General features: G+C 71.7%; 25 protein-coding genes and 1 riboswitch. Of the genes, 17 read left to right on the top strand and 8 right to left on the bottom strand.

Annotation, left to right across the window (positions count from 1 at the left end; genetic code table 11):
• The 5 genes from cobN to AK36_RS21030 all read left to right on the top strand — a co-directional run bounded on the left by cobN (nt 1) and on the right by AK36_RS21030 (nt 6,776).
• On the top strand, nt 1-3,813 hold the full coding sequence (cobN, locus tag AK36_RS21050) for a cobaltochelatase subunit CobN (RefSeq protein WP_045579116.1): 3,813 nt from the start codon (nt 1-3) through the stop codon (nt 3,811-3,813).
• Nucleotides 3,810-4,898 carry a magnesium chelatase ATPase subunit I gene (locus AK36_RS21045; protein ID WP_045579115.1) on the top strand — a complete coding sequence of 363 codons (1,089 nt, stop codon included), beginning with the start codon at nt 3,810-3,812 and terminating at the stop codon, nt 4,896-4,898. Before cobN ends, AK36_RS21045 begins: the two co-directional genes overlap by 4 nt.
• Before the next feature lie 68 nt (nt 4,899-4,966).
• Nucleotides 4,967-5,575 (top strand): vWA domain-containing protein, encoded by a 609-nt coding sequence (locus tag AK36_RS21040; protein ID WP_034193127.1) that lies wholly within the window; start codon nt 4,967-4,969, stop codon nt 5,573-5,575.
• 85 nt (nt 5,576-5,660) lie between these two features.
• Complete coding sequence (locus AK36_RS21035; protein ID WP_011884836.1) at nt 5,661-6,113, top strand: YaiI/YqxD family protein; 453 nt, start codon at nt 5,661-5,663, stop codon at nt 6,111-6,113.
• A 90-nt stretch (nt 6,114-6,203) separates the two neighbouring features.
• Entirely contained in the window at nt 6,204-6,776 is a 573-nt protein-coding gene (locus AK36_RS21030) for a DUF1993 domain-containing protein (protein WP_045579114.1), read from the top strand.
• Between the two features lie 54 nt (nt 6,777-6,830).
• Here the strand turns inward: AK36_RS21030 and cobJ are convergent, their stop codons facing one another.
• Genes cobJ through cobG form a run of 4 tightly spaced genes read right to left on the bottom strand, consistent with a single transcriptional unit; the run spans nt 6,831 to nt 11,311 of the window.
• The gene (gene cobJ, locus AK36_RS21025) at nt 6,831-8,564 is read right to left on the bottom strand and encodes a precorrin-3B C(17)-methyltransferase (RefSeq protein WP_045579113.1); all 1,734 of its coding nucleotides are present in this window, start codon (nt 8,562-8,564) and stop codon (nt 6,831-6,833) included.
• Nucleotides 8,561-9,295, bottom strand: a complete 735-nt coding sequence (locus AK36_RS21020; RefSeq protein WP_011884842.1) for a precorrin-2 C(20)-methyltransferase — start codon at nt 9,293-9,295, stop codon at nt 8,561-8,563. Before AK36_RS21020 ends, cobJ begins: the two co-directional genes overlap by 4 nt.
• Nucleotides 9,292-9,918, bottom strand: coding sequence for a precorrin-8X methylmutase (locus AK36_RS21015; protein ID WP_014723034.1), 627 nt, complete (start codon nt 9,916-9,918; stop codon nt 9,292-9,294). Before AK36_RS21015 ends, AK36_RS21020 begins: the two co-directional genes overlap by 4 nt.
• Complete coding sequence (cobG, locus tag AK36_RS21010) at nt 9,911-11,311, bottom strand: precorrin-3B synthase (RefSeq protein WP_080938752.1); 1,401 nt, start codon at nt 11,309-11,311, stop codon at nt 9,911-9,913. The genes AK36_RS21015 and cobG overlap by 8 nt, the downstream gene beginning before the upstream one ends.
• 106 nt (nt 11,312-11,417) lie before the next feature.
• A riboswitch (cobalamin riboswitch) is annotated at nt 11,418-11,606 on the bottom strand.
• A gap of 206 nt (nt 11,607-11,812) precedes the next feature.
• Between cobG and AK36_RS21005 the strand changes: the two genes are divergently transcribed.
• The 5 genes from AK36_RS21005 to AK36_RS20985 all read left to right on the top strand — a co-directional run bounded on the left by AK36_RS21005 (nt 11,813) and on the right by AK36_RS20985 (nt 16,522).
• On the top strand, nt 11,813-13,030 hold the full coding sequence (locus AK36_RS21005; RefSeq protein ID WP_045579468.1) for a bifunctional cobalt-precorrin-7 (C(5))-methyltransferase/cobalt-precorrin-6B (C(15))-methyltransferase: 1,218 nt from the start codon (nt 11,813-11,815) through the stop codon (nt 13,028-13,030).
• The gene (locus AK36_RS21000) at nt 13,030-14,118 is read left to right on the top strand and encodes a cobalt-precorrin-5B (C(1))-methyltransferase (RefSeq protein WP_045579467.1); all 1,089 of its coding nucleotides are present in this window, start codon (nt 13,030-13,032) and stop codon (nt 14,116-14,118) included. Before AK36_RS21005 ends, AK36_RS21000 begins: the two co-directional genes overlap by 1 nt.
• Nucleotides 14,115-14,858, top strand: a complete 744-nt coding sequence (locus AK36_RS20995) for a cobalt-precorrin-6A reductase (RefSeq protein ID WP_045579111.1) — start codon at nt 14,115-14,117, stop codon at nt 14,856-14,858. Before AK36_RS21000 ends, AK36_RS20995 begins: the two co-directional genes overlap by 4 nt.
• Nucleotides 14,859-14,871: 13 nt before the next feature.
• Nucleotides 14,872-15,600, top strand: a complete 729-nt coding sequence (gene cobM / locus AK36_RS20990; protein ID WP_045579110.1) for a precorrin-4 C(11)-methyltransferase — start codon at nt 14,872-14,874, stop codon at nt 15,598-15,600.
• Between the two features lie 61 nt (nt 15,601-15,661).
• The gene (locus AK36_RS20985; protein WP_045579109.1) at nt 15,662-16,522 is read left to right on the top strand and encodes a hypothetical protein; all 861 of its coding nucleotides are present in this window, start codon (nt 15,662-15,664) and stop codon (nt 16,520-16,522) included.
• A gap of 77 nt (nt 16,523-16,599) precedes the next feature.
• Here the strand turns inward: AK36_RS20985 and AK36_RS20980 are convergent, their stop codons facing one another.
• On the bottom strand, nt 16,600-17,784 hold the full coding sequence (locus AK36_RS20980; RefSeq protein ID WP_045579108.1) for an MFS transporter: 1,185 nt from the start codon (nt 17,782-17,784) through the stop codon (nt 16,600-16,602).
• Between the two features lie 131 nt (nt 17,785-17,915).
• On the opposite strand from AK36_RS20980, the gene AK36_RS20975 reads away from it, so the two are divergent.
• Entirely contained in the window at nt 17,916-18,401 is a 486-nt protein-coding gene (locus tag AK36_RS20975) for a MarR family winged helix-turn-helix transcriptional regulator (RefSeq protein WP_045579107.1), read from the top strand.
• Nucleotides 18,402-18,606: 205 nt separating this feature from the next.
• On the opposite strand, the gene AK36_RS20970 is transcribed toward AK36_RS20975, so the two are convergent.
• On the bottom strand, nt 18,607-19,311 hold the full coding sequence (locus AK36_RS20970; RefSeq protein WP_011884865.1) for a glutathione S-transferase N-terminal domain-containing protein: 705 nt from the start codon (nt 19,309-19,311) through the stop codon (nt 18,607-18,609).
• Nucleotides 19,312-19,736: 425 nt separating this feature from the next.
• On the opposite strand from AK36_RS20970, the gene AK36_RS20965 reads away from it, so the two are divergent.
• Nucleotides 19,737-20,174 (top strand): hypothetical protein, encoded by a 438-nt coding sequence (locus AK36_RS20965; RefSeq protein WP_034193134.1) that lies wholly within the window; start codon nt 19,737-19,739, stop codon nt 20,172-20,174.
• Nucleotides 20,175-20,295: 121 nt separating this feature from the next.
• On the top strand, nt 20,296-20,508 hold the full coding sequence (locus AK36_RS20960) for a hypothetical protein (protein ID WP_011884867.1): 213 nt from the start codon (nt 20,296-20,298) through the stop codon (nt 20,506-20,508).
• A gap of 175 nt (nt 20,509-20,683) precedes the next feature.
• Here the strand turns inward: AK36_RS20960 and AK36_RS20955 are convergent, their stop codons facing one another.
• Nucleotides 20,684-21,841 (bottom strand): hypothetical protein, encoded by a 1,158-nt coding sequence (locus tag AK36_RS20955; protein ID WP_045579106.1) that lies wholly within the window; start codon nt 21,839-21,841, stop codon nt 20,684-20,686.
• Nucleotides 21,842-22,199: 358 nt separating this feature from the next.
• Between AK36_RS20955 and AK36_RS20945 the strand changes: the two genes are divergently transcribed.
• The 3 genes from AK36_RS20945 (at nt 22,200) to AK36_RS33995 (ending at nt 23,968) form a co-directional block, all read left to right on the top strand.
• Nucleotides 22,200-23,300 (top strand): NAD(P)H-dependent flavin oxidoreductase, encoded by a 1,101-nt coding sequence (locus tag AK36_RS20945; protein WP_045579104.1) that lies wholly within the window; start codon nt 22,200-22,202, stop codon nt 23,298-23,300.
• A 156-nt stretch (nt 23,301-23,456) separates the two neighbouring features.
• Nucleotides 23,457-23,828: a GFA family protein gene (locus AK36_RS20940; protein WP_011884872.1), complete on the top strand. Its 372-nt coding sequence runs from the start codon at nt 23,457-23,459 to the stop codon at nt 23,826-23,828.
• Entirely contained in the window at nt 23,825-23,968 is a 144-nt protein-coding gene (locus AK36_RS33995) for a hypothetical protein (protein WP_167343728.1), read from the top strand. Before AK36_RS20940 ends, AK36_RS33995 begins: the two co-directional genes overlap by 4 nt.
• A 288-nt stretch (nt 23,969-24,256) precedes the next feature.
• Here AK36_RS33995 and AK36_RS20935 read toward each other — a convergent pair whose 3' ends face one another.
• Nucleotides 24,257-25,075, bottom strand: a complete 819-nt coding sequence (locus tag AK36_RS20935; protein ID WP_011884874.1) for a response regulator transcription factor — start codon at nt 25,073-25,075, stop codon at nt 24,257-24,259.
• A 150-nt stretch (nt 25,076-25,225) separates the two neighbouring features.
• Between AK36_RS20935 and AK36_RS20930 the strand changes: the two genes are divergently transcribed.
• Entirely contained in the window at nt 25,226-26,071 is an 846-nt protein-coding gene (locus tag AK36_RS20930; RefSeq protein ID WP_011884876.1) for a carbon-nitrogen hydrolase family protein, read from the top strand.
• The last annotated feature ends 106 nt before the right edge of the window (nt 26,072-26,177 follow it).

Below are 26,177 nucleotides of genomic sequence, written 5' to 3'. Positions count from 1 at the left end.
ATGCACCTGCTGCGCACCACGCCGGGCGGCTTCGTCGACGATACGCAGGGCGTCGTCCGGATCGACCAGCAGCCGGCCGACATCGTGATCCTCAGTTCGGCCGACACGACGCTGTCGCTGCTGGCCGGCGTCGTGCCGACGCTGCCGGCCGGTTTCCCAAGCGTGCGGCTCGCGAACGTCACGTTCCTGCGCCAGCCGGCGTCGGTCGATTTCTACGTCGACGACGTGCTGCGTCACGCGAAGACGGTCGTGATCGATCATCTGGGCGGCGAGGCGTACTGGCCGTACGGGATCGAACAGGCCGTGTCGCTCGCGTCGAAGCGCGGGCAGCAGCTCGCGATGTTCTCGGGCGACCTGCAGGAAGATCCGAACCTCGTCGCGAAGAGCACGGTCGCGCCGGCGCTGTGCCAGCTGTGGTGGCGCTATCTGCGCGAAGGCGGCTTGCACAACGCCGACGCGCTGCTGCGCAGCATCGCGTTCCATACGCTCGGCTTCGGTGCGGAGCCGGCGCCGCCGCGTCCGCTGCCGGCCGCCGCGCTGTACCACCCGGCGCGCGACCCGGCGAGCGTCGACGACTGGCGCGCGCGCTGGACGCCCGGCGCGCCGGTGGTCGCGATCCTGTTCTATCGCGCGCACTGGCAGGCCGCGAACACGGCGGTGTTCGACGCGCTGGCCGACGCGCTGGTGCGCGAAGGCCTCAACCCGCTGCCGATCGCCGTGACGTCGCTGAAGGACGCGCTGAGCCGCGAAGTCATCACGCGCCTGTGCGACGCGCATCGCGTCGCGCTCGTGCTGAACACCACCGCGTTCGCGGCCGGCGCGATCGACGCGCCCGAGCCCGACGTGCTGGCCGGCGACGCGCCGGTGCTGCAGGTGATCCTGTCGGGCGGCAACCGCGATGCGTGGCTCGCCGACAACCAGGGGCTGCATGCGCGCGACATCGCGATGCACATCGCGCTGCCGGAAGTGGACGGGCGCATCGTCACGCGCGCGGTCAGCTTCAAGGGGCTCGCGTATCGCTGCCCGCACACCCAGGTCGACGTCGTGCGCTACCAGCCGGACGCGGAGCGGATCGCGTTCGTCGCGGCGCTCGCGCGCGGCTGGTGCCGGCTGCGCACGCTCGACAACGCCGACAAGCGCATTGCGCTGATCCTCGCGAACTATCCGCATAGCGAAGGCCGCATCGGCAACGGCGTCGGGCTCGATACGCCGGCGTCCGCGCTGCGCGTGCTCGCGGCGCTGCGCGACGCCGGCTACACGGTGGCCGACCTGCCGGCCGACGGCGATGCGCTGATCGCGCGGCTCACCGCGGGCGTGACCAACGAGCCGGCCGTGCACGCGCTGCGCCCGGCGTTCCAGAGCTTCGCGCTGGCCGACTACCGGGCGCAGTTCGCGCGGCTGCCGGCGGCGGTGCGCGACGCGCTGAACGCGCGCTGGGGCGAGCCGGAAGCGGACCCGACGCTGCGCCACGGGCGCTTCACGATCGCCGGCTGGCGCGCGGGCAACGTGTTCGTCGGCATCCAGCCGTCGCGCTCGCGCGACGACAACGACTATGCGAGCTACCACGATGCGGAACTCGTGCCGCCGCATGCGTACCTCGCGTTCTACTTCTGGCTGCGCGATGCGTTCCGCATCGACGCGGTCATCCATCTCGGCAAGCACGGCAACCTCGAATGGCTGCCGGGCAAGAGCGTCGCGCTGTCCGACGCATGCTGGCCCGACCTGACGCTCGGGCCGCTGCCGCATCTGTATCCGTTCATCGTCAACGATCCGGGCGAGGGCAGCCAGGCGAAGCGCCGCGCGCAGGCCGTGATCGTCGATCACCTGATGCCGCCGCTCACGCGCGCGGAAAACTACGGGCCGCTGCAGGACCTCGAGCGGCAGGTCGACGAATACTACGAAGCGCTGATGGTCGACGCGCGGCGCGCGAAGCTGCTGCGCAAGACGATCCTCGCGACGATCGCCGAGCATCGGCTGCACGACGAGTTGAGCGTGTCGCCGCCGCGCGATGCGGGCGACGAGGATGCGCTGCTCACGCGCGTCGACGCGTGGCTGTGCGAATTGAAGGAAGCGCAGATCCGCGACGGGCTGCACGTGTTCGGCGTGTCGCCGGCCGCTCGCCAGCGGCGCGACACCTTGCTCGCGCTCGCGCGCTTTCCGGTCGGCGACGGGCGCGGCGAACGCGCCGGGCTGATCGGCGCGCTCGCGCGCGATCTGTCGCTCGGCGACGCTTTCGATCCGCTCGCGGCCGACTGGGCCGCGCCGTGGACCGGCCCGCGCCCGGCCGTGCTGCAGGCGCTCGACGCGGCGCCGTGGCGCCATGCGGGCGATACGCGCGAGCGGCTGGAACGGCTCGCGCAGCAGTGGCTCGACGACGTGTGCGCGGGCGAAGGCGCTGCGCCGGCCGACGGCGGCCCAGCGCCGCCCGGCGACTTGCCGCACGCGCGCGCGGTGCTCGAACGCATGCGCGCGACGCTGCTGCCCGCGCTCGACGCGTGCGGCGGCGAGGAGCTGCGCCAGCTGCTGCGCGGGCTCGACGGCCGCTTCGTGCCGCCGGGGCCGAGCGGTTCGCCGTCGCGCGGCCGTCCCGACGTGCTGCCCACCGGCCGCAACTTCTATTCGGTCGACACGCGCGCGGTGCCGACGCAGGCCGCCTGGTCGCTCGGCCTGAAATCCGCGCAGCAGCTGATCGAGCGTCATCTGCAGGATCACGGCGACTATCCGCGCGCGGTCGGGCTGTCGGTATGGGGCACCGCGACGATGCGCACCGGCGGCGACGACATCGCGCAGGCGTTCGCGCTGCTCGGCGTGCGGCCGAAGTGGGCGCACGGCAGCCATCGCGTGACCGATTTCGAGATCCTGCCGATCGAGATCTTCGACCGGCCGCGTATCGACGTGACGCTGCGCGTGTCGGGCTTCTTCCGCGACGCGTTCCCGAACCTGATGCATCTGTTCGATGCGGCCGTGCAGGCGGTGGCCGCGCTCGACGAGCCGGAGGCGCTGAACCCCGTACGTGCGCGCATCGAGCGCGAGCGGGCGAGCTGGATCGCGCGCGGCGTCGCGCCGGACGAAGCGCGGCGCCGCGCCGGCTGGCGCGTGTTCGGCGCGCGGCCGGGCAGCTACGGCGCCGGGCTGCAGGACCTGATCGACCGGCGCGGCTGGCAGAGCGACGCCGATCTCGCCGACGCGTATCGCCGCTGGGGCGGCCATGCGTACGCGCAGAACAGCGCGGGGGACGCCGCGTCCGACGTGTTCGGCGAGCGTCTCGCGACGATCGACGCGGTCGTGCAGAACCAGGACAGCCGCGAGCACGACATCCTCGATTCGAACGACTACTACCAGTTCCAGGGCGGGATGACGGCGGCCGTGCGGCACCTGTCCGGGCAGCAGCCGAGCGTCTACCACGGCGACCACGCGAACCCGGCCGCGCCGAAGATGCGCACGTTGCGCGAGGAAATCGCGCGCGTGATCCGCTCGCGCGTGGTCAATCCGAAGTGGCTCGACGGCGTGAAGCGCCACGGCTACAAGGGCGCGGCCGAGATGGCCGCGACCGTCGACTATCTGTACGGCTATGACGCGACCGCGCGCGTGCTGTCGGACCACCAGTACGCGCTCGTCGCCGACGCGTACCTGTTCGACGACGACACCCGCGCGTTCCTCCAGCGGCACAACCCGCACGCGCTGCACGGGATCTGCGAACGCTTCGTCGAAGCGATGCAGCGCGGGCTGTGGCAGCAGCCGGGCGATTATCGCGAGCGGATCGAAGCGGTCTGGCTCGACAGCGAACAACTTCAGGAAGGCAGGCAACCATGACCGATCCGACCATGCAGCGCACGCGCGCGGTGTTCCCGTTCGCGGCGCTGGTCGCGCAAGAGCCGCTGCAGCAGGCGCTGCTGCTCGCGGCGATCGACCCGGCGCTCGGCGGCGTGCTCGTCAGCGGGCCGCGCGGCACCGCGAAGTCGACCGCCGCACGCGCGCTCGCGGAATTGCTGCCGGAAGGCGAATTCGTCACGCTGCCGCTGTCGGCCAGCGACGAGCAGGTGACCGGCACGCTCGATCTCGCGCACGCGCTCGCCGAGAACGGCGTGCGCTTTCGGCCCGGCCTGCTCGCGCGCGCGCATCGCGGCGTGCTGTACGTCGACGAGGTCAACCTGCTGGCCGACGGGCTCGTCGATACGCTGCTCGACGTCGCCGCGAGCGGCGTGAACGTGGTCGAGCGCGATGGCGTGTCGCACGCGCACGACGCGCGCTTCGTGCTGGTCGGCACGATGAATCCCGAGGAAGGCGAGCTGCGCCCGCAGCTGCTCGATCGCTTCGGGCTGATGGTCGAGCTCGAGAACTGTTTCGACGCCGCGCAGCGCGCGCAGATCGTGAAGGCGCGGCTCGCGTTCGACGGCGACCCCGACGCGTTCCGGGCGCACCACGCGGATGCGCAGCGCGCGCTCGGCGAGCGCATTCGCGCGGCGCGGCAACGGCTCGCCGCGCTGGATTTCGACGACGCGGTGCACGCGCGCGTGAGCGCGCTGTGCATCGACGCGGCCGTCGACGGGCTGCGCGCGGACCTCGTGATGCTGCGCGCCGCGCGCGCACTCGCGGCGCTCGAACAGGCCGCCGCGGTGACGGTGTCGCACGTCGAACGCGTGGCCGACGCGGTGCTGCGCCACCGGCGTCATGCGGATGCGCCGCGCGCGCCGGATGCATCGCCGTCGCGCGACGACGGCGCACGCGACGGCCGTGCGCCGCCGGACCCGCATTCGCGGCGCGACGAGCGCGCGGGCGCGCACGCGGCGGGCGGCGCTGCGCCGTCGCCCGATGGCGACTGGGGCTATCTGCCGCCCGAGCCGGCCGGATTGCACGACGTGAAGGGCGTGGTGCCGCTGCCGCTAAAAAAGCGCTGAGCCATCGAGACGCCGCCGCCGCGAACGTCGTTCGCGGTCCTCGATGGCAGCCGGGCGCCGCCGCGCGCGTGCCCGGCGCGGCACTTGCCGGCACGGCGCTCGCGTGGCCGGCGACGCTCGCCGCGAAGCGCGGCGAGCCGCTGCATGCCGCGCATCTGCGGTTCCGCAAACGGGCGGGCACACCGCTTGCGCTGCATTGCTTCGTGCTCGACTGCTCGGCGTCGATGCTGTCGCACGAGCGCCTCGCGCTCGCGAAAGGGCTGATCGTCGCGTACTTCGACGACGCGGCGCGCCGCCGCATGGAAACCGCGCTGATCTGCTTCGGCGGCAACGGCGTCGCGCGGCGCTTCGGGCCGGCCGTGCCGCGGTGGTGGAATGCGCGCTGGCTCGACCCAGTGCACGGCGGCGGCGGCACGCCGCTCGCGGACGGCATCGCGGCCGCGTCGCAACTGCTGGCCCGCGACGCGCGCCGCGCCCCCGGCAAGCAACGCTGGCTGTGGGTGCTGTCCGACGGGCGCACGCGCGAAACGCCGCCGCGACCGGCTGCCGCCGATCATGTCGTGTTCGTCGACTTCGATCGCGCGGCGGTCGCGATCGGGCAGGGCAGACGGCTCGCCGACGCGTGGGGCGCGCAGTGGCTGGCCGCGGCGACGCTGCATGGACAGGCGACCGGCTGAGCGCGCCTGCGGTGAGTGCTGCCGAGCGGTGCCGAGCGGCGGCGCTGCGCTATGATCGCCGTTTCAGCTCACCGGAACGCCAGCCATGCAAATCTTCGTCGACGCCGACGCGTGTCCCGCCGTCATCAAGGACATGCTGTTTCGCGTCGCGCGCCGCACCGGGATCTGCGTGACGCTGGTCGCGAACCAGTTCCTGCGCACGCCGCCGTCGCCGCATATCAAGGCGCTGCAGGTGCCGGCCGGTTTCGACGAGGCCGACGCGCGCATCGTCGAGCTCGCGCAGCCGGGCGATCTGGTCGTGACGGCCGACATTCCGCTCGCCGCCGCCTTGCTCGACAAGGGCGCGCATCCGCTCGACCCGCGCGGCAACTGGTTCAGCCGCGAGAACATCGACGAGCGCCTGTCGACGCGCGCGATGATGGAACAGCTGCGCAGCGCGGGCATCGATACGGGCGGCCCCGCGCCGTTCAGCGCGCGCGATGCGAACGCCTTCGCGTCGCAGCTCGACCGCTTCGTCGCGCGCCACGGCAAGCCGTGACGTCGCGCGTGCCGAAGCGGCGGCCGCAGCAGGCGACCGATTCGCCGCGACGCCGAGGTCGCGGCATGAACGACCGATAGGAGGACCTGGATGTCACTGACCCAACTGCTCGTTCCCACCTTCACCCAGATGCTGCGCGCGCAATCCGCGTGGCTCGACAAGGCGCTCGCGCAGCGGCAGGCCGCGGGCGACGCGGGCGATGCGTTGCTGACGCTGAAGCTCGCGCCCGACATGTATCCGCTCGCCGCGCAGGTGCGCTTCTCGTGCTTTCAGGCGATGGAGCCGGTGTACCGGCTGCGCGGCGAAGCGCTGCCCGACGCGCTGCTCGCGTTGCGCGAAGCCGGCTGGCAGGCGGACGCGCAACCCGGCACGCTGAGCGATGCGCAAGGCATCGTCGCCGGCACGATCGCGTTTCTCGGCGAGCTCGCGCCCGACGCGCTCGACGGCGGCGCGGCACGGCCGATCTCGCTGCAACTGCCGAACGGCACCGCGTTCGACATGACGGGCGAGCAGTACGCGCGCGACTGGGCGCTGCCGCAGTTCTACTTTCACGCGGTCGCGGCGTACGCGATCCTGCGCCATCACGGCGTCGATCTCGGCAAGGCCGACTACGTGCCGCACATGCTCGCGTACGTGCGCCCGGACACGATTCCGCAGGGCTGAGCGCGCGGGCCGGCGGCTCGCAATGCGCGGCGATCGCCGCAACCGACGCCGCGCTCAGCGATACCAGCGCGGCGTATATACCCACTCGCGTCCGTCGCCGATCGCGAAGCGCCGGGTCGTCGACGAGCCGACGATCACCATCGTGCGCATGTCCACCTGATCGCTGCGCAGCGCGCCGAGCGTCGTCGTCACGAGCGTCGCGCCGGGCCGGCCGATGTCGCGCCCGAGCACGACGACCGTATCGGCGGCGCGATGCGCGCGCACCGCGTCGAGCGCGCGATCGAGCTGCCACGGCCGCGCACGCGAGATCGGGTTGTAGAACGCCATCACCAGATCGGCTTGCGCCGCATGCCGCAGGCGCGTCTCGATCACCTCCCACGGCTTCAGGTTGTCCGACAGCGAGATCGCACAGAAATCGTGGCCGAGCGGCGCGCCGGCCTGCGCGGCGGTCGCGAGCGACGCCGACACGCCGGGTTCGATGCGCAGCTCGACGGCCGCCCATTGCGGGTCGCGTGCTTCGTCGAGCGCTTCGAGCACGGCCGCGGCCATCGCGAACACGCCGGGGTCGCCCGACGACACGACCGCGACGCGACGGCCCTCGGCCGCCAGTTCGAACGCACGGCGCGCGCGCTGCATTTCCTCGCGATTGTCGGTGCCGTGCACGCGCTGATCCGCCCGGAACGGCCCGGCCATCGTCACGTAGGTCGTGTAGCCGAGGATGTCGGTGGCGTGCGCGAGCGCCGCGCGCGCGGCCGGCGTGAGCCAGGTGGCGTCGCCCGGCCCGAGCCCGAGGACCGTCAGCCGGCCGCGCGCGCGACCGAGCGTGGCGGGATCGACCGGCTGCGCCGCCACGGCGCACGCGAGGCCGCCGGACGCGCCGCGCAGCGTGTGAGCGACGCGCAAGGTGCGGCCGAGCAGCGCGGCGGCATCGGAGCCGGCATCCACATCGGCGAAACGCAGCGGCACGCCGAGTGCGTGCGCCGCCGCGTCGAGCCGCGCATCGCCGAGCAACGTCGCGGGCGCGACGAGTGCCGCCAGCGCCTGCCGCGCGAGGCCGTGCGCATCGAGCAACGCGCCGATGCGCTGCGCGAGCAACGGATCGGCTTGCTCGCCGCACGACACCGCAGCGTCGGCCCGCACGCCCTGCGCATCGACGCCGACCACCACGCTGCGCGGATGAATCACCAGTTCGTCGCGTGCGCCGCGCCACGCATCCGCCGTCACGCGGATCGCATGCGCGGCGGCGGCGTCGCGCGGCAGCGCGACGTCGTCGAGCCACGGCGCCGCGCCGTCGATGCGCGTGGCGGCCCCGGCGAGCAGGTCGGACACGAAGCGCTTGCCTTGCTGCAGATCGGCGAGCGCGTAGCCGTCGGGCGGATTGAGCACGCACGCGCCGAAGCGCAACTCGCCGCTCGTCGTGATCGCCGGCGCGACGCCGAGCGCGTCCGCGATTTCGCGCGCGATCGCGTTGACGCCGGTCAGCCCGCCGAGCAACGGCACGACGGCCGAGCCGTCTTCCGCGACCGCGAGCACCGGCGGCTCGACGCCCTTGTCGGCGAGCGCGGGCGCGATGCAGCGGATCACGATGCCGGCCGCGCACAGCGCGACGATCGGCGCGCCGCGCGCATAGAGTTCGCGCAGCTGCGCGCCGAGCTCGTCGAACGGCACGTCGGCGTCGACGCGCGACGCGAGCCCGTGCACGCGCGCGCCCGGATAACGCGCCTGGATGCGCCGCGCGGTGTCGAGCGCGCCCGCGCCGAGGATCACGATCGCGGGCGGAGTCGTCATCCTTGCCATTTTTCCCCCGGCACGACGAGCAGCGAGAAATACGGCGACGCCATCGGATCGACGTCGTCGAGCGGCACGATCCGCTGCGTGGCCATCGTCGCGCGCTCGACGTACAGCGCACGCTTCGCGAGGCCGAGTTCGTCGAGCACGCGCCGCACCTTGTCGAAGTTGCGGCCGAGCTTCATCACGACGGCCGCGTCGGCCTGCGCGAGCCGCGTGCGCAGTTCGTGCTCGGGCAGCACGCCGGACAGCACCGACAGGCTCTGGTTGCGATACACGAGCGGCTGGCCGAGCACGGCCGTGCCGCCGAGCATCGCGCACACGCCGGGAATCACTTCGGTGTCGTAGCGCGGCGCGAGGCGATCGTGCAGGTACATGTACGACCCGTAGAAGAACGGATCGCCTTCGCAGATCACCGCGACGTCGCGCCCCGCGTCGAGATGCGACGCGACGATCGCGGCGGCCGTGTCGTAGAAGTCGGCGATCACGGTCTCGTAGCAGAGCGGCGGCGGCAACGCCTCGGTCGTCACCGGATAGACGAGCGGCAGCTGCGTCTGCGTGTCGAGCAGGTGGGCTTCGACGATCCCGTACGCGTTGCCTTTCTTGCCCTTCGCGACGAAATACGCGACCACCGGCGCGGCCTGCAGCACCCGCAACGCCTTGATGGTCATCAGTTCCGGGTCGCCGGGGCCGACGCCGACGCCGAACAGCCGTCCGCGCGCGGCCGTCATTCGGCCTCCGTGGCCAGCGCGTTGACGGCGGCCGCGGCCATCGCGCTGCCGCCGCGCCGGCCGAGCAGCGCGACGTACGGCACGCCGCGGCTGTCGGCGTCGAGCAGCGCCTTCGATTCGGCCGCGCCGATGAAGCCGACCGGAAAGCCGAGGATCAGCGCCGGGCGCGGCGCGCCGGCGTCGAGCATGTCGAGCAGATGAAACAGCGCGGTCGGCGCGTTGCCGATCACGACCACGCTGCCGGCCAGATGCGGGCGCCACAATTCGAGCGCCGCGGCCGAGCGCGTGTTGCCGAGCTCGCGTGCGAGCGCGGGCACTTCCGGCTCGCCGAGCGTGCAGATCACGCGATTGCCGGCCGGCAGCCGCGCGCGCGTGATGCCTTCGGCGACCATTTTCGCGTCGCACAGGATCGGCGCGCCGGCCGCGAGCGCGCTGCGGCCCGCGTGGCCCGCGCCCGCGGAAAAACGCAGGTCGTACACGATGTCGATCATCCCGCACGCGTGGATCACGCGCACCGCGAGTTTCTCGAGATCGGGCGGAATCCGCGTCAGATCGGCCTCGGCGCGGATCGTCGCGAACGACTGGCGGTAGATCTCCTGCCCGTCGCGAATGTAGTCAAGCATCGGTGGTGTCCTGGCTGTGCCGCGCGCCCGTCAGTCGAGCCGCGGCCTGGTCAATCGTCAGATGGCGCGCGAGCGGGGCGCCGGGGCCCACGGTCGTATCGCGCCGGTAAAGGTCGTAGCGTGCGGGCGCCACCGCGATCAGCGTGTAGGCCGCGGGATGCGGCAGCGCGCAATGGCGCTCGCAGCCGCTCAGATGCACGTCGAGCGGCCGGCCGACGCGCGCGGCGAGCGCGAGCGCATCGCCTTTGGTATCCGCGCGCGCCTTCGCGCAGCCCGCGCTGCCGGTGCACGCGACCAGCGTCGCGAGCGGGTCGAGCGGTGTGCAGACGAGGCCCAGCGACGCGAGCGTGGCCAGCACGGCGTGCGCGCGGGCGGCGCGCACGCCGTGCACGAAGACGCCTTGCCACGGCGTCATCGACAGCGTGCCGTCGCCGTCGGCGTCGGCCAGCGCGGCGAGCCGCTCCAGCAGCGCGGCATCGAGCCGACCGAGCACGAACTGCGCGCCGACGCTGCAGCGATCGGCGTCGCGCGTCGGCCGTGCGCCGAAGCGCAGCGCGGCGTCGGCCGGCGGGCGCCGCCAGCCGGCGAGCGCCGGATCGGCCGCGAGCGGGAACGGCGCGTAGTGCTGCGCGCGCGCGACGAGCGCGCGTTCGCCGCCGTCGGCGAGCAGCGCCCGCATGCGCGTGACGCCGGCCGGTGCCAGATCGAGGAACGCGAGCAGCAACGCGCGCACCAGTTCGACGGCCTGGTGCGGCGCGACGTCGAACGATGCGGGCCGGTCGCCGGGCGCGACCGGCGGACAGCCGGCGAGGCCCGCGGCGATGCGCGGCGCGCCGTCGTCGCGACGCCATGCGGCGAGCCAGATGTCGTGCGGATGATCGAGCGCCGCGACCGCTTCGCCGCCGTCCAGCTGGATCGAGAATTTCGGCGACAGCTCGCCGCGGCGCGGCTCGTGCGTCAGCATGTCGAGCAGCGGGCGCGCGAGCGCGCGGCTGTCGACGAGCGCGGCGCGATCGAGCCCGGCGAGCGGGCTCAGCAGCAGGTTGCGCACGTCGTCGCTCGCGGCGAGCGCGGCGCGGGCGTCGTCGGCGTCGCTTGCACCGGCCGCATCCGCGCCGCAGCACGCACCGGAGTACGCGGCCGAGTTGGGGCCGAGGCCCGCGTCGAGCAGGGCGCCGGCGAGCGGCGCGGCCGCGCCGTCGCGAATGCCGCGCAGTTGCAGGTTCGCGCGGTTGGTCGCGTCGATCAGGCCGGAGCCGTACCGGCGCGCGGCGTCGGCGATCGCGCGCGCCTGCGCGGCGGCGAGCCGGCCGCCGGGCAGCTTGATCCGGCACAGGCCGCCGTCTGCGGCCGCGACGACGCGCATGAGCCCCGGGCACGCCGACGGGCGCACGACGGGCAACGCAGGATTCGAATCGGGGGCGGAACTCAACGGGATAGCGGGCAGTGTGGCGCCGCGGCCAACGCATCGGTACACCCCGCCCGACGCCGACTGGCACGCACGCACTTTCTGGCCGGCAGGTCTCCTGGCTGACAGGTCGGCGCCGGCTCCCGGCCTTCCCGGTGAAACCAGTGGCATGTGGCGGAGCGCGGCTCGCTGTCTACAGTTGCGGGGGCAGCCACAGCGGCGCGGCGCGCCCTGTGTTCCCTCTTCGGCCCCGAAGGGCACCGGCGAACGAACGGCCGTAGGATACCCGATTTCACCGCCGCTTCGCGACCGCCGAACGGCGGTGTGAGCCGACGCGAAAACGCTGCGCGGCGCCGCGGCCGGCGGATGGAAACGCGCGGTGGAACACGCTACCATGCCGTCTTTCGCAATGCGGATCGCCGCACCAGCGCGCGCGTGTGCGCCGCGCGCGGCGACTCGATGGAACCGGACGATGGGGAAGGATGGATGACGGCGTGGCTGACGGTAGTGGGCATCGGCGACGACGGCTACGCGGGGCTCGGGCGCAGCGCGCGGCGCGCGCTGCTCGACGCGACGCGGATCATCGGCGCGCGGCGGCACCTCGACATGCTGCCGGCGCGGCTGACGGCCGCCCGCGAAGCGTGGCCGTCGCCGTTCGATCTGTCGGGCCTGCTCGCGACGCGCGGCGCGCCCGTCTGCGTGCTCGCGAGCGGCGACCCGATGCTGTTCGGCGTCGGCGCGACGCTCGCGCGTGAGCTGGGCGCCGACGAATGGCGCGTCATGCCCGCGCCGTCGTCGCTGTCGCTTGCGGCCGCGCGCCTCGGCTGGGCGTTGCAGGACGTCGGCGCCGTGTCGCTCGTCGGCCGGCCGCTCGCGACACTCGCGCGCCACCTGCTGCCGGGCCGGCGCCTGTTCGTGTTGAGCGCGGACGGCCGCACACCGGCCACGGTCGCCGCCGAACTGACGGCGCGCGGCTTCGGGCCGACCCGCATCAGCGTGTTCGAGCACCTCGGCGGCCCGCTGGAGCGGCGCATCGACGGCCTCGCGCACGACTGGCGGATCGACGAAACCGCGGCGCTCAATCTCGTCGCGCTCGACTGCGTGGCCGGCGCCGATGCGCCGCGCCGCGCGCTCACGCCGGGCCTGCCCGACGACGCATACCGGCACGACGGCCAGCTCACCAAGCGCGACATGCGCGCGCTGACGCTCGGGCGTCTCGCGCCCGCGCCGGGCGAGCTGCTGTGGGACGTGGGCGCGGGCAGCGGCTCGATCGGCATCGAATGGATGCGGGCGCATCCGTCGTGTCACGCCATCGCGATCGAGTCGCACGCGGAACGGCAGCGTTACATCGAACACAACCGCGACGCGCTCGGCGTGCCGGGCCTGCAACTCGTCGCCGGGCGCGCGCCCGCTGCGCTCATGGGGCTGGCGCCGCCCGACGCGATCTTCATCGGCGGCGGCGCGACTGGGGCCGGCGTGCTCGACGCGTGCTGGGCCGCGCTGAAGCCGGGCGGGCGGCTCGTCGCGAACGCGGTGACGCTGCAGGGCGAGCTCGCGCTCGCCGCGTGGCGCGACGCACACGGCGGCTCGCTCATGCGCGTGTCGCTCGCGCATGCCGAGCCGCTCGGCCGCTTCGACACGTGGCGGCAGCCGCTGCCGGTCACGCTGTACGACGTGCGCAAGCCCGACGCGGGCGCTGCATGATGCGCGACGAAACGCCCGAACAGCCGGCGCCGCTGCGGTTCGGCTACACGACCGGCAGCTGCGCCACCGCGACGTCGCTCGCGGCCGCGCGCCTGCTGCTCGGCGGCCGTGCCGACGATGCGGTCGAGATCGTGTTGCCGAAGGGCCAGCGCGTGATGATGCGGCTCGAATTCTGCCGGACCACGGCGGCCGGCGCCGAAGCCGGCACGATCAAGGACGCCGGCGACGATCCCGACGTCACGCACGGCGCGCTGGTGTTTGCGCGCGTCGCGCTGTCGGCCGCGCCGGGCGTGCGCTTCCATGCGGGGCCGGGCGTCGGCACGGTGACGCGCGCGGGGCTCGCGCTGCCGATCGGCGAGCCGGCGATCAACCCGGTGCCGCGCCAGATGATGACGACGCACCTCGACGCGCTCGCGGCCGAGCACGGCTATACGGGCGGATTCGACGTGACGATCGGCGTCGAGGGCGGCGAGGCGCTCGCACTGAAGACGATGAACCCGCGGCTCGGCATCGTCGGCGGCCTGTCGATCCTCGGCACGACCGGCATCGTGCGGCCGTTCTCCTGTGCGGCGTACATCGCGTCGATCCATCAGGGCATCGACGTCGCGCGCGCGAACGGCATCGCGCACATCGCCGCGTGCACCGGAAACGCGAGCGAGGACGCGATGCGCGCGCACTACGGGCTGCCCGACATCGCGCTGATCGAGATGGGCGATTTCGCGGGCGCGGTGCTCAAGCATCTGCGCCGGGCGCCGCTCGCGCGCGTGTCGATGTGCGGCGGTTTCGGCAAGCTCAGCAAGCTCGCGGCCGGCCATCTCGACCTGCACAGCCGCCATTCGAGCATCGACCTGCCGCTGCTCGCGCAGTGGGCGGCCGACGCCGGCGCGAGCGACGCGCTGCAGGCCGCGATGCGCGCGGCCAACACGAGCCAGGAAGCGCTGAAGCTCGCGCTCGCCGACGGCGTGCCGCTCGGCGACATCGTCTGTGCACATGCGCTGCGCGTCGCGCGCGACATCGTGCCGGCCTCGGTCGCGGTCGAGATGTTCGCGATCGACCGGCAAGGGCGCTTCGTCGGGAGTGCGCGATGAGCGCGCGCATCCTGCTGCTCGGCGGCACCGGCGACGCGTTGAAGATCGCGCGCGCCCTCGGCCCGCGACACGTGTACAGCCTCGCGGGCCTCGGCAAGGTGCCCGACGATCTGCGCTGCGCGGTGCGGGTCGGCGGCTTCGGCGGCGCGGCCGGGCTCGCCGCGTATCTGCGCGATGCCGGCATCGGGCTCGTGATCGACGCGACGCATCCGTATGCCGCGCAAATCAGCGCGAACGCGGCCGCCGCCGCGCGCGACGCGCACGTGCCGCTGTGGGCGCTGCGCCGCGCACCGTGGACGCCCCAGCCGGGCGACGACTGGCGCATGGTCGGCGACTGGGCCGGCATCGAGGCGGCGCTCGCGCCGTTTCGGCGGCCGCTGTTCACGCTCGGCCGCGAGCCGCTCGCGCACCTCGACGCGATCCCGCCGCACCAGTTCTGGGTGGTGCGCTGTCTCGATCCGCATCCGGGCAATGCGCGCGCGCAGATCGTCGCCGCGCGCGGGCCGTACACGCTCGAAGGCGAACGCGCGCTGTTCGCGCTCGCCGGGATCGACGTCGTCGTCAGCAAGAACAGCGGCGGCGCCGCGACCGAGGCGAAGCTCGACGTCGCCCGCGAGCGCCGGCTGCCCGTCGTGATGCTCGAACGTCCGCCGCTGCCCGCCGCCGATCGCACCTTCGACTCGGCCGCCGCGCTGCTCGACGCACTCGATCCGGCCGCGCGCGGCCACTCAATGAATTGACGGAGAATTTTCGATGACGGTGTATTTCATCGGCGCGGGCCCCGGCGACCCGGAGCTGATCACGGTGAAGGGCCAGCGCCTCGTGCGCACGTGCCCGGTGATCCTGTACGCAGGCTCGCTCGTGCCGCCCGCCGTGCTCGACGGCCATCGCGCGGAGCAGGTCGTCAATACCGCCGACCTCGATCTCGACGCGATCGTCGCATTGCTCGCCGACGCGCATGGGAAAGGGCAGGACGTCGCGCGCGTGCATTCGGGCGATCCGTCGTTGTACGGCGCGATCGGCGAGCAGATCCGCCGGCTCGACGCGCTCGGGATCCCGTATCAAATCGTGCCGGGCGTGACGGCCACGGCCGCGTGCGCGGCGACGCTCGGCGTCGAGCTGACGCTGCCCGGCGTCGCGCAGACGGTGATCCTCACGCGCTTCGCGGGCAAGACGACGATGCCGGAAGGCGAAGCGCTCGGCGCGCTCGCCGCGCATCGCGCGACGCTCGCGATCCATCTGGGCGTGCGTCACCTCGCGCGCATCGTCGACGAAGTGCTGCCGCACTACGGGCCCGATTGCCCGGTCGCGGTGATCTATCGCGCGAGCTGGCCCGACGAGGAGCGCGTGACCGGCACGCTGGCCGACATCGTCGCGAAGGTCGACCGCACGGCCATCGAGCGCACCGCGCTGATCCTGATCGGCCGCGTGCTCGACGCGCACGGATTCGCCGACTCGACGCTCTATGCGAGCACGCGGTGAGCCGCCGCGCGGCAACGCGCGGGGCGGGCGTCGCGACCGGCCGGCCACGGGACAACCTGACATGAGCATCCGAATCCGGCCGCGCGTCGTACGTTTTGCGACCGAGCTTGCAGCCGCGCTCGTCACCGTAATCGCCGCCGCGCCCGTGCTTGCCGCTGCGCCGTCGGACGAAGCCCGTGCGGTGCCGTTCGTCGAAGTCGCGAAAACCGCGGCGCCCGATCGTGACTGGCAGCGCAACCTATGCGCGCTCGTTTCGGCGAAGTGCGACGCCGATGCCGATGCGAAGCCGTCGCTGTATCGCATCAAAGGCGACGGGCCGGCCGACTACTACGCGATCCTGCCGGGCCCGCAATTGCTGAAGCTCGCCTACGCGGCAGGCTGGAAGGTGCTGCAGCGCTGGGATTTCTCCGATTACGCGCCGGCCGAGCGCGAACTCGGCGACGGCACCGCGCCGCCGCTCGATATCTATCCGGCGCTGTATCCGCTCGGCGGCGATCGCGTCGCGGTCGCGGTGCTCGCCGGTTGGTCCGAGATGTATTCGGGCGGCGGCGGTAGCTGGCAAGACGCGGACTTCGTCGAGTTGCTGCCGAACGGCGCGCATGCGAGCCAGCCACGGATCGCGACGCTGCCGTTCAGCTGCAGTAAGACGATTCGTGCGTGTTTCTCGGAGCGCGAGTACAAGCATGCGCCGCATTGCAGCGAGGACTTCGACGGGACGCTGCGGCTGCGCTTCGTGCCCGGTGCGCGGCGCGGCGAGCTCGACTGGATCGCGACCTGGAAGGAGACGCATTGGCCAGGGCTCAAGCCGCGGAGTGCGACCGAGCGCACGTCGGTGTCGGTCACGTTGCCGGCCGGGCAGGACCCGGTAGCGGCCGGCCGCGAATTGCGCGACCGGGTGTCGTTTTGCGAACCGCTCAATTGAGCTTCGCACGCCGCGCTGCATCACAGTGGCGCCGCCGCGGTGCAGGAACGGCGCGGCAAGCGAGCGCCTGACGCGCATCACGCACGCGCGACGCGCCGCGCGACCTGCGGCGCAAAACCGGCCGCGAGCGCGAACAGCACGACGCAAAGGCACGCCATCGCGACCCACGCGGGCGACAGATCGGCCAGATGCTCGCGCACGACGCCGGCCGCGAACGGAAACAGCGCGGCGATCAGATAGCCGATCCCCTGCACGAAGCCGGTCAGCGCTGCCGCGTCGGCCGGCGTCGGCGCATGGTCGACGGTCACGATCAGCGACAGCGGAAACAGCGCGCCGATGCCCGCGCCGAGCAGCAGCGCGGCCGGCAGCGCCAGCGTGAGCGGCGCGGCGAGCATCACGAGCAGCCCCGCGAGCAGCGCCGCGATCGCCGCGTACAGCGCCGGACGCCGATCGGGCAACCGATCGATCGTCGCCGACACCGCGAGCCCCGCGACGACTTCCGCAAGCGTCACGCCGCCGAGCAGACTGCCGGCTGCCGTCGGCGACCAGCCGAGCCGCATGTAGTACGGCGGCAGCCACGCGAGCACGAGCGTATACGCGCCCGTCGCGATCCCGAAGAACAGCGCGAGCCGCCACGCGCGCGGCGAGCGCGACGGCTGCAACTGCGCGGCGTGCGGCAAACCCGTGGCGGCGCCGCGAACGTCGCCGCCACGGCTGGCGAGCGGCCAAACGAGCGCGGCAACCGCGGCCGGCAGCGCCCAGCCCGCGAGCGCCATCGGCCAATCCCAGCGCGCGGCGGCGAGCGGCGCCACCACGCTCGCCAGCACCGCGCCGCCCATGATCGACGTCGAATAGATGCCCATCGCGCCGCCGATCCGGGTCGGGAAATGCGTCTTCACGAACGCGGGCAGCAACGCCTGCACCATCGCGATGCCGAGCCCCGCGCAACCCGCGCTCGCCAGCAGCAGCCACGCGTGCTGCGCGCCGATGCGCGACGCGCATGCGAGCGCGATCAGCACGACGCCGAGCCACACGCCGGCCGCGCAGCCCACGGCCCGCTGCAACGACCGCGCGCCGAGCGCGCCCGCGCCCATCAGCAGGATCGGGATCGTGGTCAACAGGCTCGCCGCGCCGTCGGCGATGCCGGTCGCCCGCTGGATCATGTCGAGCAACGGGCCGATCGCGGCCAGCGCCGGGCGCAGGTTCAGCCCGACCAGGACGATGGCGGCCAGCCGCCATCCGGGGGAAGTGAAACGATTCATCGAACGGCCCTCGAGCGTGGTGCACTGCGCGTGCGTCGGCGCGCGATGCGTTTTCAGGTAAAGTGTCTCGACATCAAGATAAATGGCAATTTATCTCGACGTCAAGATAACCGCCGAGCCGAGGAGGGTTAATGGATCGAGCCGCGCATGCGCTCGCGCAATGGCGCGCCGAGCGTCCGGATCTGGATGCAACGTCGATGCTGGTGATGGGGCGGCTGCAGGAAGCCGCGCTCGTGATCGCGCGCGACGGGCTGAATCCGCTGTTTGCGCGCTACGGCCTTCTGCCGGGCGAATTCGACGTGCTGGCGACGCTGCGGCGCAGCGGCGCGCCGTTCGCGCTGACGCCGACGGCGCTGTACGACGCGTTGATGATGTCGTCGGGCGGCATGACCGCGCGCATCGATCGCCTGCAGAAGGCCGGCTGGGTCGAACGCCGGCCGAATCCGGCCGACGGCCGCGGCACGCTCGTCGCGCTGACCGACGCCGGCCGTGCGCTGATCGACGAAGCGGTGGGCGCGCACGTCGACAACCAGCGCGCGATGCTCGCCGCGTTGTCGGACGCGGAGCAGGCGCAGCTGGCGGCGTTGCTGGAAAAGCTGCTGGCGGGACTCGGGTAGGGAAATTCGGGGTCCGACGGGCAATAGCGGTCGGAAAGCGGGGGCCGAATACGACGCGGCGGCAGGTGCTCGGATGCGCAGGTATGCAGGTGTATGACCGACCGCGACCCATGCACGAACCGCCACGCAAACACCCGCCGCACGCGGCAGCAGGCGCAATAGCCGGCAGCCAGCGGTTCCCGCCGGCGCCGGCCCGTGCCGCGCGTCAGTCGCGTGCCGGGATATTGAGCCCGCGCGCGACGGCCGGCCGCGCGACGAATGCGTCGAGCGCGCGCGCGACGTGGCGGAATTCGCCGAAGCCGACCAGGTCGCCCGCCTCGTAGAAACCGACCAGGTTCCGCACCCACGGGAAGATCGCGATGTCGGCGATCGTGTACGTATCGCCCATCATCCACGTGCGGTTCGCGAGATGCGCGTCGAGTACGCCGAGCAGGCGCTTGGACTCGGCGACGTAACGGTCGCGCGGACGCTTGTCGTCGTAGTCGCGGCCGGCGAATTTGTGGAAGAAGCCGACCTGGCCGAACATCGGCCCGATGCCGCCCATCTGGAACATCACCCACTGGATCGTCTCGTAGCGGCCCGCTGCGTCCTTCGGGATCAGCTGGCCGGTCTTGTCGGCGAGATAGAGCAGGATCGCGCCGGACTCGAACAGCGCCAGCGGCCGGCCGTCGGGGCCGTTCGGATCGATGATCGCCGGAATCTTGTTGTTCGGGTTCAGCGACAGGAACTCGGGCGACAACTGGTCGTTCGTGTCGAAGCGCACGAGATGCGGCTCGTACGGCAGGCCGGTTTCCTCGAGCATGATCGACACCTTGACGCCGTTCGGCGTGGGCAGCGAGTACAGCTGGAGGCGGTCCGGGTGCCGGGCCGGCCATTTTTTCGTGATCGGGAAGGCGGACAGATCGGGCATGGCGTTTCGCTCGTCAACGTTGAGAATCGCGCTCCGGCCGGCCGCCGCGCATCCTTGCCGCGGCGACATGGACGCGACGAACGCATCGAGAGGCGGGCGGGGCGCGCCGAAAAGAGGCCCACTGTAGCCGATCGCCGCGATCCGTGCAGACCGTGCCCGCGGCGCGCGCGTTCGTGCGCGATCGGGCGCCCGAACGCCGCGTCGTCACAACTCGTGCCGCAGGCCGACCATCGCGGCCATCGTGCCGACGCCGGGCGCGACCGCCGTTGTCGTCGACGCCGGTCGGCATCCCGACCGGCGCAATTGGTTACAAATCGACACCGTGCCCGATGCGCGGACGTTGCAGACTACGCGGCGTACCGGCTCGGCGATGCGCTCGCGCGCGGCGCCGCATGCCCCCGACGGACCTCGACTCACGGACCCCGATGAAGTTTCCCACGCTCCTGATGCTCGGCTGCGGCGCCACGCTGCTGGCCGCCTGCCACCTGCTCCGCGATGGCCCGAGCGCCGCCGACGTCGACGCCGCGGTGCGCCGCGCGCTCGAAGCGGAAAACCACGGCGGCCTCAATGCGCTGTTCGGCCAGCCGCTGCCGGTGTCGGCCGACGTGATCTCGGCGAAGCCCGACGGCGACTGCAGAAAGGCCGGCGAACGCACGTATGCCTGCGACGTCGTGGTCACGTGGCGCAATACCGATTACGCGCCGTCGCGCGCGAACCTGACGTTCGTGCAGGCCGCCGACGGTTCGTGGCAAACCTCGGGCGTCGATGCGGCGATCGCGACGGGCGCCGCCAAGTCGCTGATCGACCGGATCGGCAAGGCGTGGCCAGGGAGTTCCGCGAGCGCGGCGACCGCGCGGCAATGACGGGACGAAGGGCGCTACGGGCACGCGTCCCTTCGTCGCACCCATCATCCGTATTCGGGTCTGGATATAGGGAAAACCCTTAATTCGAGATATAATCGGCGGCCAGAAGAAAGGTCGAACCATGCCCGAACGTTTCCATTCCCTCGAAAAATTCGTGTTCTCGCTCGTCGTGCTGTCCGCAGTCGTCTGCTCGGCATTCCTCGCGTACGAGCGTCATCCTGAAATCAAGATCGCACTGCACGAAGGCGAAGCGCTGATGCGCGAAAGCGCGAAGTATTCGGTCGTCTGCTCGCCGTCGAAGTACGATCCTTGCGCCGAGATGTCGGCTTATTGAGCGAAGTTATGGGGTAGATCGCGGAAAATCGAGCGGTCGCCCGCCATCGCGGCCCGGGCCGTCGCTCAGATTTCCCCCGGCGATTCGGCAGCACGCCGCCCGAACCACCGGGCGCGGCGACACCCTGAACAACGTGAACAACGGCCCCGCATCGAGCCATCGAGCGGGGCCGTCGTCATTGCGACGCGCACGAATCGTCGTCGACGGCCGCCGCCGATGCACCGGTGGCGGCTTCGGCCCGTGCCTGCCGCACCGTATCCGACGCCACTGCCTGCAGCCGTTGCGCGAGCTGCGGTGTAATGCCGAGCTGCGCAGCCGCTTGCTCCCGCGCGCCGAGCGTGCGCACATCGACGCCAGCGATCTGCTGGAACAGCACGAGCGCGCTCAGATAGGCGCCGGTCACGCCCGGATGCAGATAGTCGGGCCGCGAGATCGGCGGGTCGTTGTCCGCGCGGATTCCGTACCACAGCAGCGGCGCGCCGGAGCGCGCATACGGGTCGGGATCGGCGACGCCGGTGGCCCAGGCACGCTGCCATGCGCGGCCGACCGGCGCAACCGCGACGATTGCCGGGTCGCTCCGGCGCGCACGCGCGAATGCGTCGCGATATGCGGCGACGAGCTCGGTCAGCCGGGCGAGGTAGCGCCCATGAAAACCGGCGCTGCCCGGCTGGCCGGCCAGCGCTTGCGCGAGCTCGGCGCGCGGCCAGGTTTCATATAGATAAACGCGCGCGTGCGGCGCCACCGCCCGGATGCCGCGCGCGAGTTGCGCGACGCTCGCGCAGAACCCGGCCGGATCGCTCGCGGCCGCGTGCGTGAGCGCAAACGGCAACGGCTTCGCGCTCAGCTCCTGCAGCACGACCGCGTCCCAGGTCGGGCGGTCGATCACGTCCGATGCGACACGGCCGTGCTTCGCGAGACTCGTCGCGGACATCGCCTCCAGGTGAACGTCGTAGTCGAGCCCGGCTTCGGCGGCAAAGCGCGCGAAGATGCCCGGAATGCCACCCCACGGACCGCGCTCGCGTTCCGCTCGCGCGCCGGTCTGCCCGAAGTTCTCGTCGACGACGCGCGCGGTGCCGTCGACTTCCCGGCCGCCCGCGTCCATTGCACCGTACGAACGCACCGGTTCGTAGCGGCCGTGCGTGAGGCTGTCGCCGACGAACAGAATATGCAGCGGCGCTCGCTCGGGCGGCACGGCCGGCACGGCTGGCGTGCCGGGCGCGTCGCCGCCCGACGCAGCGGCGGCGGGACCGGCGATCAGCCACAGCGCGACGCTCGTCAGCGCGCGATGCGCGACGCGGCGACAGGAGCATGGCACGGCGGATCGTTCGGTCATTGCGGCGTTCCGGAAAGACGCGTCGCCGCAGTATTTCATGAAGCGACGCGACCGCACAGGCCGCGCCGCGCGTGCGGTAGACTGCCCGCTGGCTACCGCGCGTGTGCGCCGCCCATCACGCACCCATCACCCACCACCTCGGCCCACATGGACCGCATCGATGCGATGAAAGCGTTCATCGTCACGCCGGCGCGGGCCATCGCGTTCGACTTTCGCCGGCCGCGGATGCGGATAGCCGCGCGACCGTTTTTCGAGGCGCACACGAGCACCGCGCTGCCGCACCGGACCACGCGGACGATCCGGCCGAGCGCGACCCCGCCGCAGCACTCCGATCCAGGACATCGCAGGAGACAAGAACATGATTCGACCGACCGACAACCGGACGCTGTTGCGCACGCTCGGCGTGCGTATCCCGATCATCCAGGCGCCGATGGCCGGCGTCGGCACGCCGGCGCTGGCGGCCGCCGTGTCGAATGCGGGCGGGCTCGGCTCGCTCGGCGTCGGCGCGACGAACGCCGAAGGCGCGCGCAAGATGATCCGCGACACGCGCGCGCTCACCGAGCGGCCGTTCAACGTCAACCTGTTCTGCCACCAGCCGGCCCGCGCCGATGCCGCCGTCGAACGCGCGTGGCTCGACTGGCTCGCGCCGGCGTTCCGCGAGCAGCGCGCGGCGCCGCCCGCATCGCTCGCCGAGATCTACACGAGCTTCGTCGCCGACGATGCGATGCTCGAGATGCTGCTCGACGAAAAGCCGGCCGTCGTCAGCTTTCATTTCGGCTTGCCGTCCGATGAAGCCATCGCCGTGCTCAAGCGCGCGGGCATCACGCTGTTCGCCACCGCGACCCATCCCGCCGAAGCCGCGCAGATCGCCGCGGCCGGCATCGACGCGATCGTCGCGCAGGGCATCGAGGCCGGCGGGCACCGCGGCGTATTCGACTCGACCGGGCGCGACGACGGGCTCGGCACGTTCGCGCTCACGCGTCTGCTCGTGCGCGAATGCGCGGTGCCGGTGATCGCGGCGGGCGGCATCATGGACGGCGAAGGCATCGCCGCGGCGCTCGCGCTCGGCGCGCAGGCCGCCCAGCTCGGCACCGCGTTCGTCGCGTGTCCGGAGACGTCGATCGACGACGGCTATCGCCGCGCGATCGTCGGCGACGCCGCGCGCCGCACGACCTTCACGACGGCGATTTCGGGGCGCGTCGCGCGCGGCATCGCGAACCGGCTGACCGCCCTCGGCGACGATCCACACGCACCGCCGACGCCTGCCTATCCGATCGCGTACGACGCGGGCAAGGCGCTGCATGCGGCCGCGAAGGCCAACGGCGAATTCGGCTACGGCGCGCAGTGGGCCGGGCAGGCCGCGGCGCTGATCCGGCCGTTGCCGGCGGCGGAACTCGTCGCGGTGCTCGAGCGCGAGACGCGTGACGCCGTCGCACGGTTGCAGCACGCGCTGGACTGATCACACCGGCCGCTCGGCGCGGCGCGTGCCATGGGGCACCCGCACCGGGCGCCGAATTGCAACGTCATGTATCGGCGCGCCGCGCGGATACAGTGAGATACAACGCGTCGGCCGCCGCACGCTATAACGCACACGTGATCGAACGAGGAGTGCGACATGAGTGCCACGTGGTTCAACGGATCGTGCCATTGCGGCGCGGTGAAATTCGCGGTGCGGACCGCGCTCGAGCCGGCCGCTCGCTGCAACTGCAGCCTGTGCCGCCGCCGCGGCGCGCTGATGAGCCCGATGTTCGCCGCGGCCGACCTGAAGATCGTCGAAGGCGAGGACGTGCTGACGCTCTACCGCTTCAACACGCACACGGCGCGCCATTATTTCTGCAGCCGTTGCGGCGTCTATCCGTTCCATCAAACGCGCCGGGATCCGGCATGCTGGCGCGTCAATCTCGGTTGCCTCGACGGCGTCGATCCGTATGCGCTGCCCGCGACCGTCGCCAACGGCGCGAGCCTTTCCGTCGTGGAGGACGCATGAAGCGCTGGCTGATGATCCTGTTGTTCGCCGCAGGCGGCGTCGCGACCGAAGTTGCGCATCCGGTGCAATGCTCGCTGCTGCCGGTCAGCCGGCAGCGTAGCGGCAATCGGCGCGTTCGCGGCGACGGCCGCAGCGTGTGAGCGTGTCGACCGGTGATGGGTTCTCGACTTCAGCGCCGACCGGATCGATGGATCAGATGAATCCGATGGACGCCACTCTAGGCGCGTCGAGCCGGCGTTCGAACACCCACCGTGGACGAACAGTCTTGCGTCGAAGGAACAAATGCGGGGAAGGGCGGTGGCGCGGTCATGGCAGCACTGCGGCGCATGCACCGATTCCATCGACGAGCTGCGCAACGCCGCGAGCCGCATCGCGCCACCGCGCGAACCGACGCACGCGCGGCACACACCGCAGCGCCCGAACGAACCTCAACCGCGCTCGCCCGTGCGCTCGCGGTCGTAGAACGTCGCGAACAGCTCGGATTGCGATCCGACGCCGAGCTTCGCGTAGATATGCTTCTTGTGCGCCCGCACGGTCTCGAACGAAATCGACAGCTTCTCCGCGATTGCACGCGACGAAAATCCACTCAACGACAGCATCGCGACTTCGATCTCGCGCGTGGTCAGCGCGCCGCGCCCGTTTTTTCCGGTGAGCATCCCGAAGCGCGCATGCGGATCGGGCGCCGCGTGCGGTGCCGCCCGAGGCGCGGCGGTCGCGACGAACGTTTCGAAGCGCACGCGCTGCTGCATCAGCGACAGCACCCACGGCGTGTACAGCGTCAGCAGCGCGGTCTCGCGCTCGTCGTACCTGCTCGTCTTGCCGAGCGAGAATCCCAGCGTGTGGTCGCGATCGATCACGACGTTGAAATGCACTTCGTCGCCGACGATGTTCTTCTTGAAGTAGCGCTGGTAGTACTCGGTCGTACGGAAGTTGTCAGGCGCGACGTCGGCGAGCGTGTAGAAGCCCGACGCATGCGTTTCGAAGGCGGCCAGATAGAACGGATCGAGCTGATAGAGCGCGGCGAGATAGTCCTGGAACATCAGGTCGATCTTGCCGTCGGGCAGCGCCTGTTCGGCGAGCACCAGCGGCGCCGCATCGCGCGCGAACAGCAGCGCGACCCAGTTGTCGAAAGCGACGTGCCGCTCGAGGACACGCGTGAGGCGCGCCCAGAAATGCGGGCCATCGAGCGCCTCGATGGCCGAGCCGATCTCCCGATGAAAGGCGAGATCTCGCCATTCGAAGTCCATCGTGTGCTCCGGTGGGGGTAACCCTGGCGGGGAATTTGAGGTCAAAAATAATACCCCGATAATCGCTTCCGGTTCGTTGTGCCGCGGCGCATGCGGCCCGTGCGGCGCACCAGACGCGCCAACGAAAGCCAATTGGAAGGAGAAGGTTTGATGCAGGTAGAACTCGCGCAATTGACGCTCGTCGACGCCGACGTCGCGCACAACACGCGCAAGGTGCTCGACACGATCGAGCGCGCCGATACGGCGGCGGGCACCCGGCTGATCGTGTTCCCCGAAACGACGCTGTCGGGTTTCCCGACGCGCGAGAACGTCGCCGACGTCGCCCAGACGCTCGACGGCCCCGCATTGTCGGCGGTGCGCGACGCGGCGCGGCGCAAGGGCGTTGCGGTCGCGGTCGGCCTTGCCGAGCGTGACGGCGAGCGCTTCTACAACACGACGGTGCTCGTCGACGAGCAGGGCGACATCGTGCTGCACTATCGCAAGACGCACCTGTGGGCGTCCGACGTCGGCGTGTTCACACCGGGCGAGCGCTTCGCGACCTGCGTGTGGAACGGGCTGACCGTGGGGCTGCTGATCTGCTACGACATCGAGTTTCCGGAAACGGCACGCGCGATCGGCACGCTCGACGCCGATCTGCTGATCGTGACGAACGGCAACATGGACCCGTTCGGCCCCGTGCATCGCCGCGCGATCGTCGCGCGCGCGATGGAGAACCAGATGTTCGCGCTGATGGTGAACCGCTGCGGCAGCGGCGACGACGACCTCACGTTCGCCGGCCTTTCCGCGCTCGTCGATCCGTTCGGCGACACCGTGCTGGAGCTCGGCCGCGACGAAGCGATCGTGCAGGCGCGCATCGATCCGACGCGCCTCGAAGCGAGCCGCGAGCACTACAACTATCTGCACGACGCGCGCGTGGCGCTCGGCCTGACACGCATCGAACAGGTCGACGGACAACGCACGCGCACCATCGAGCCGCCGCGCCGGCGCGGCGAGTAACCGAAAGCACCGCAAGCCGCAGTCCATTCATCGCATGGAGCAGGGCGCGACGCCCGGCCCGTGCGTGCTCGTTCCATTGCGTTGCCGGCCGGACGGCAGACAGATT

This window comes from Burkholderia vietnamiensis LMG 10929, from assembly GCF_000959445.1.
GTDB classification, from domain to species: Bacteria; Pseudomonadota; Gammaproteobacteria; order Burkholderiales; family Burkholderiaceae; genus Burkholderia; species Burkholderia vietnamiensis.
This window is presented reverse-complemented; position numbering and strand designations above follow the sequence as displayed.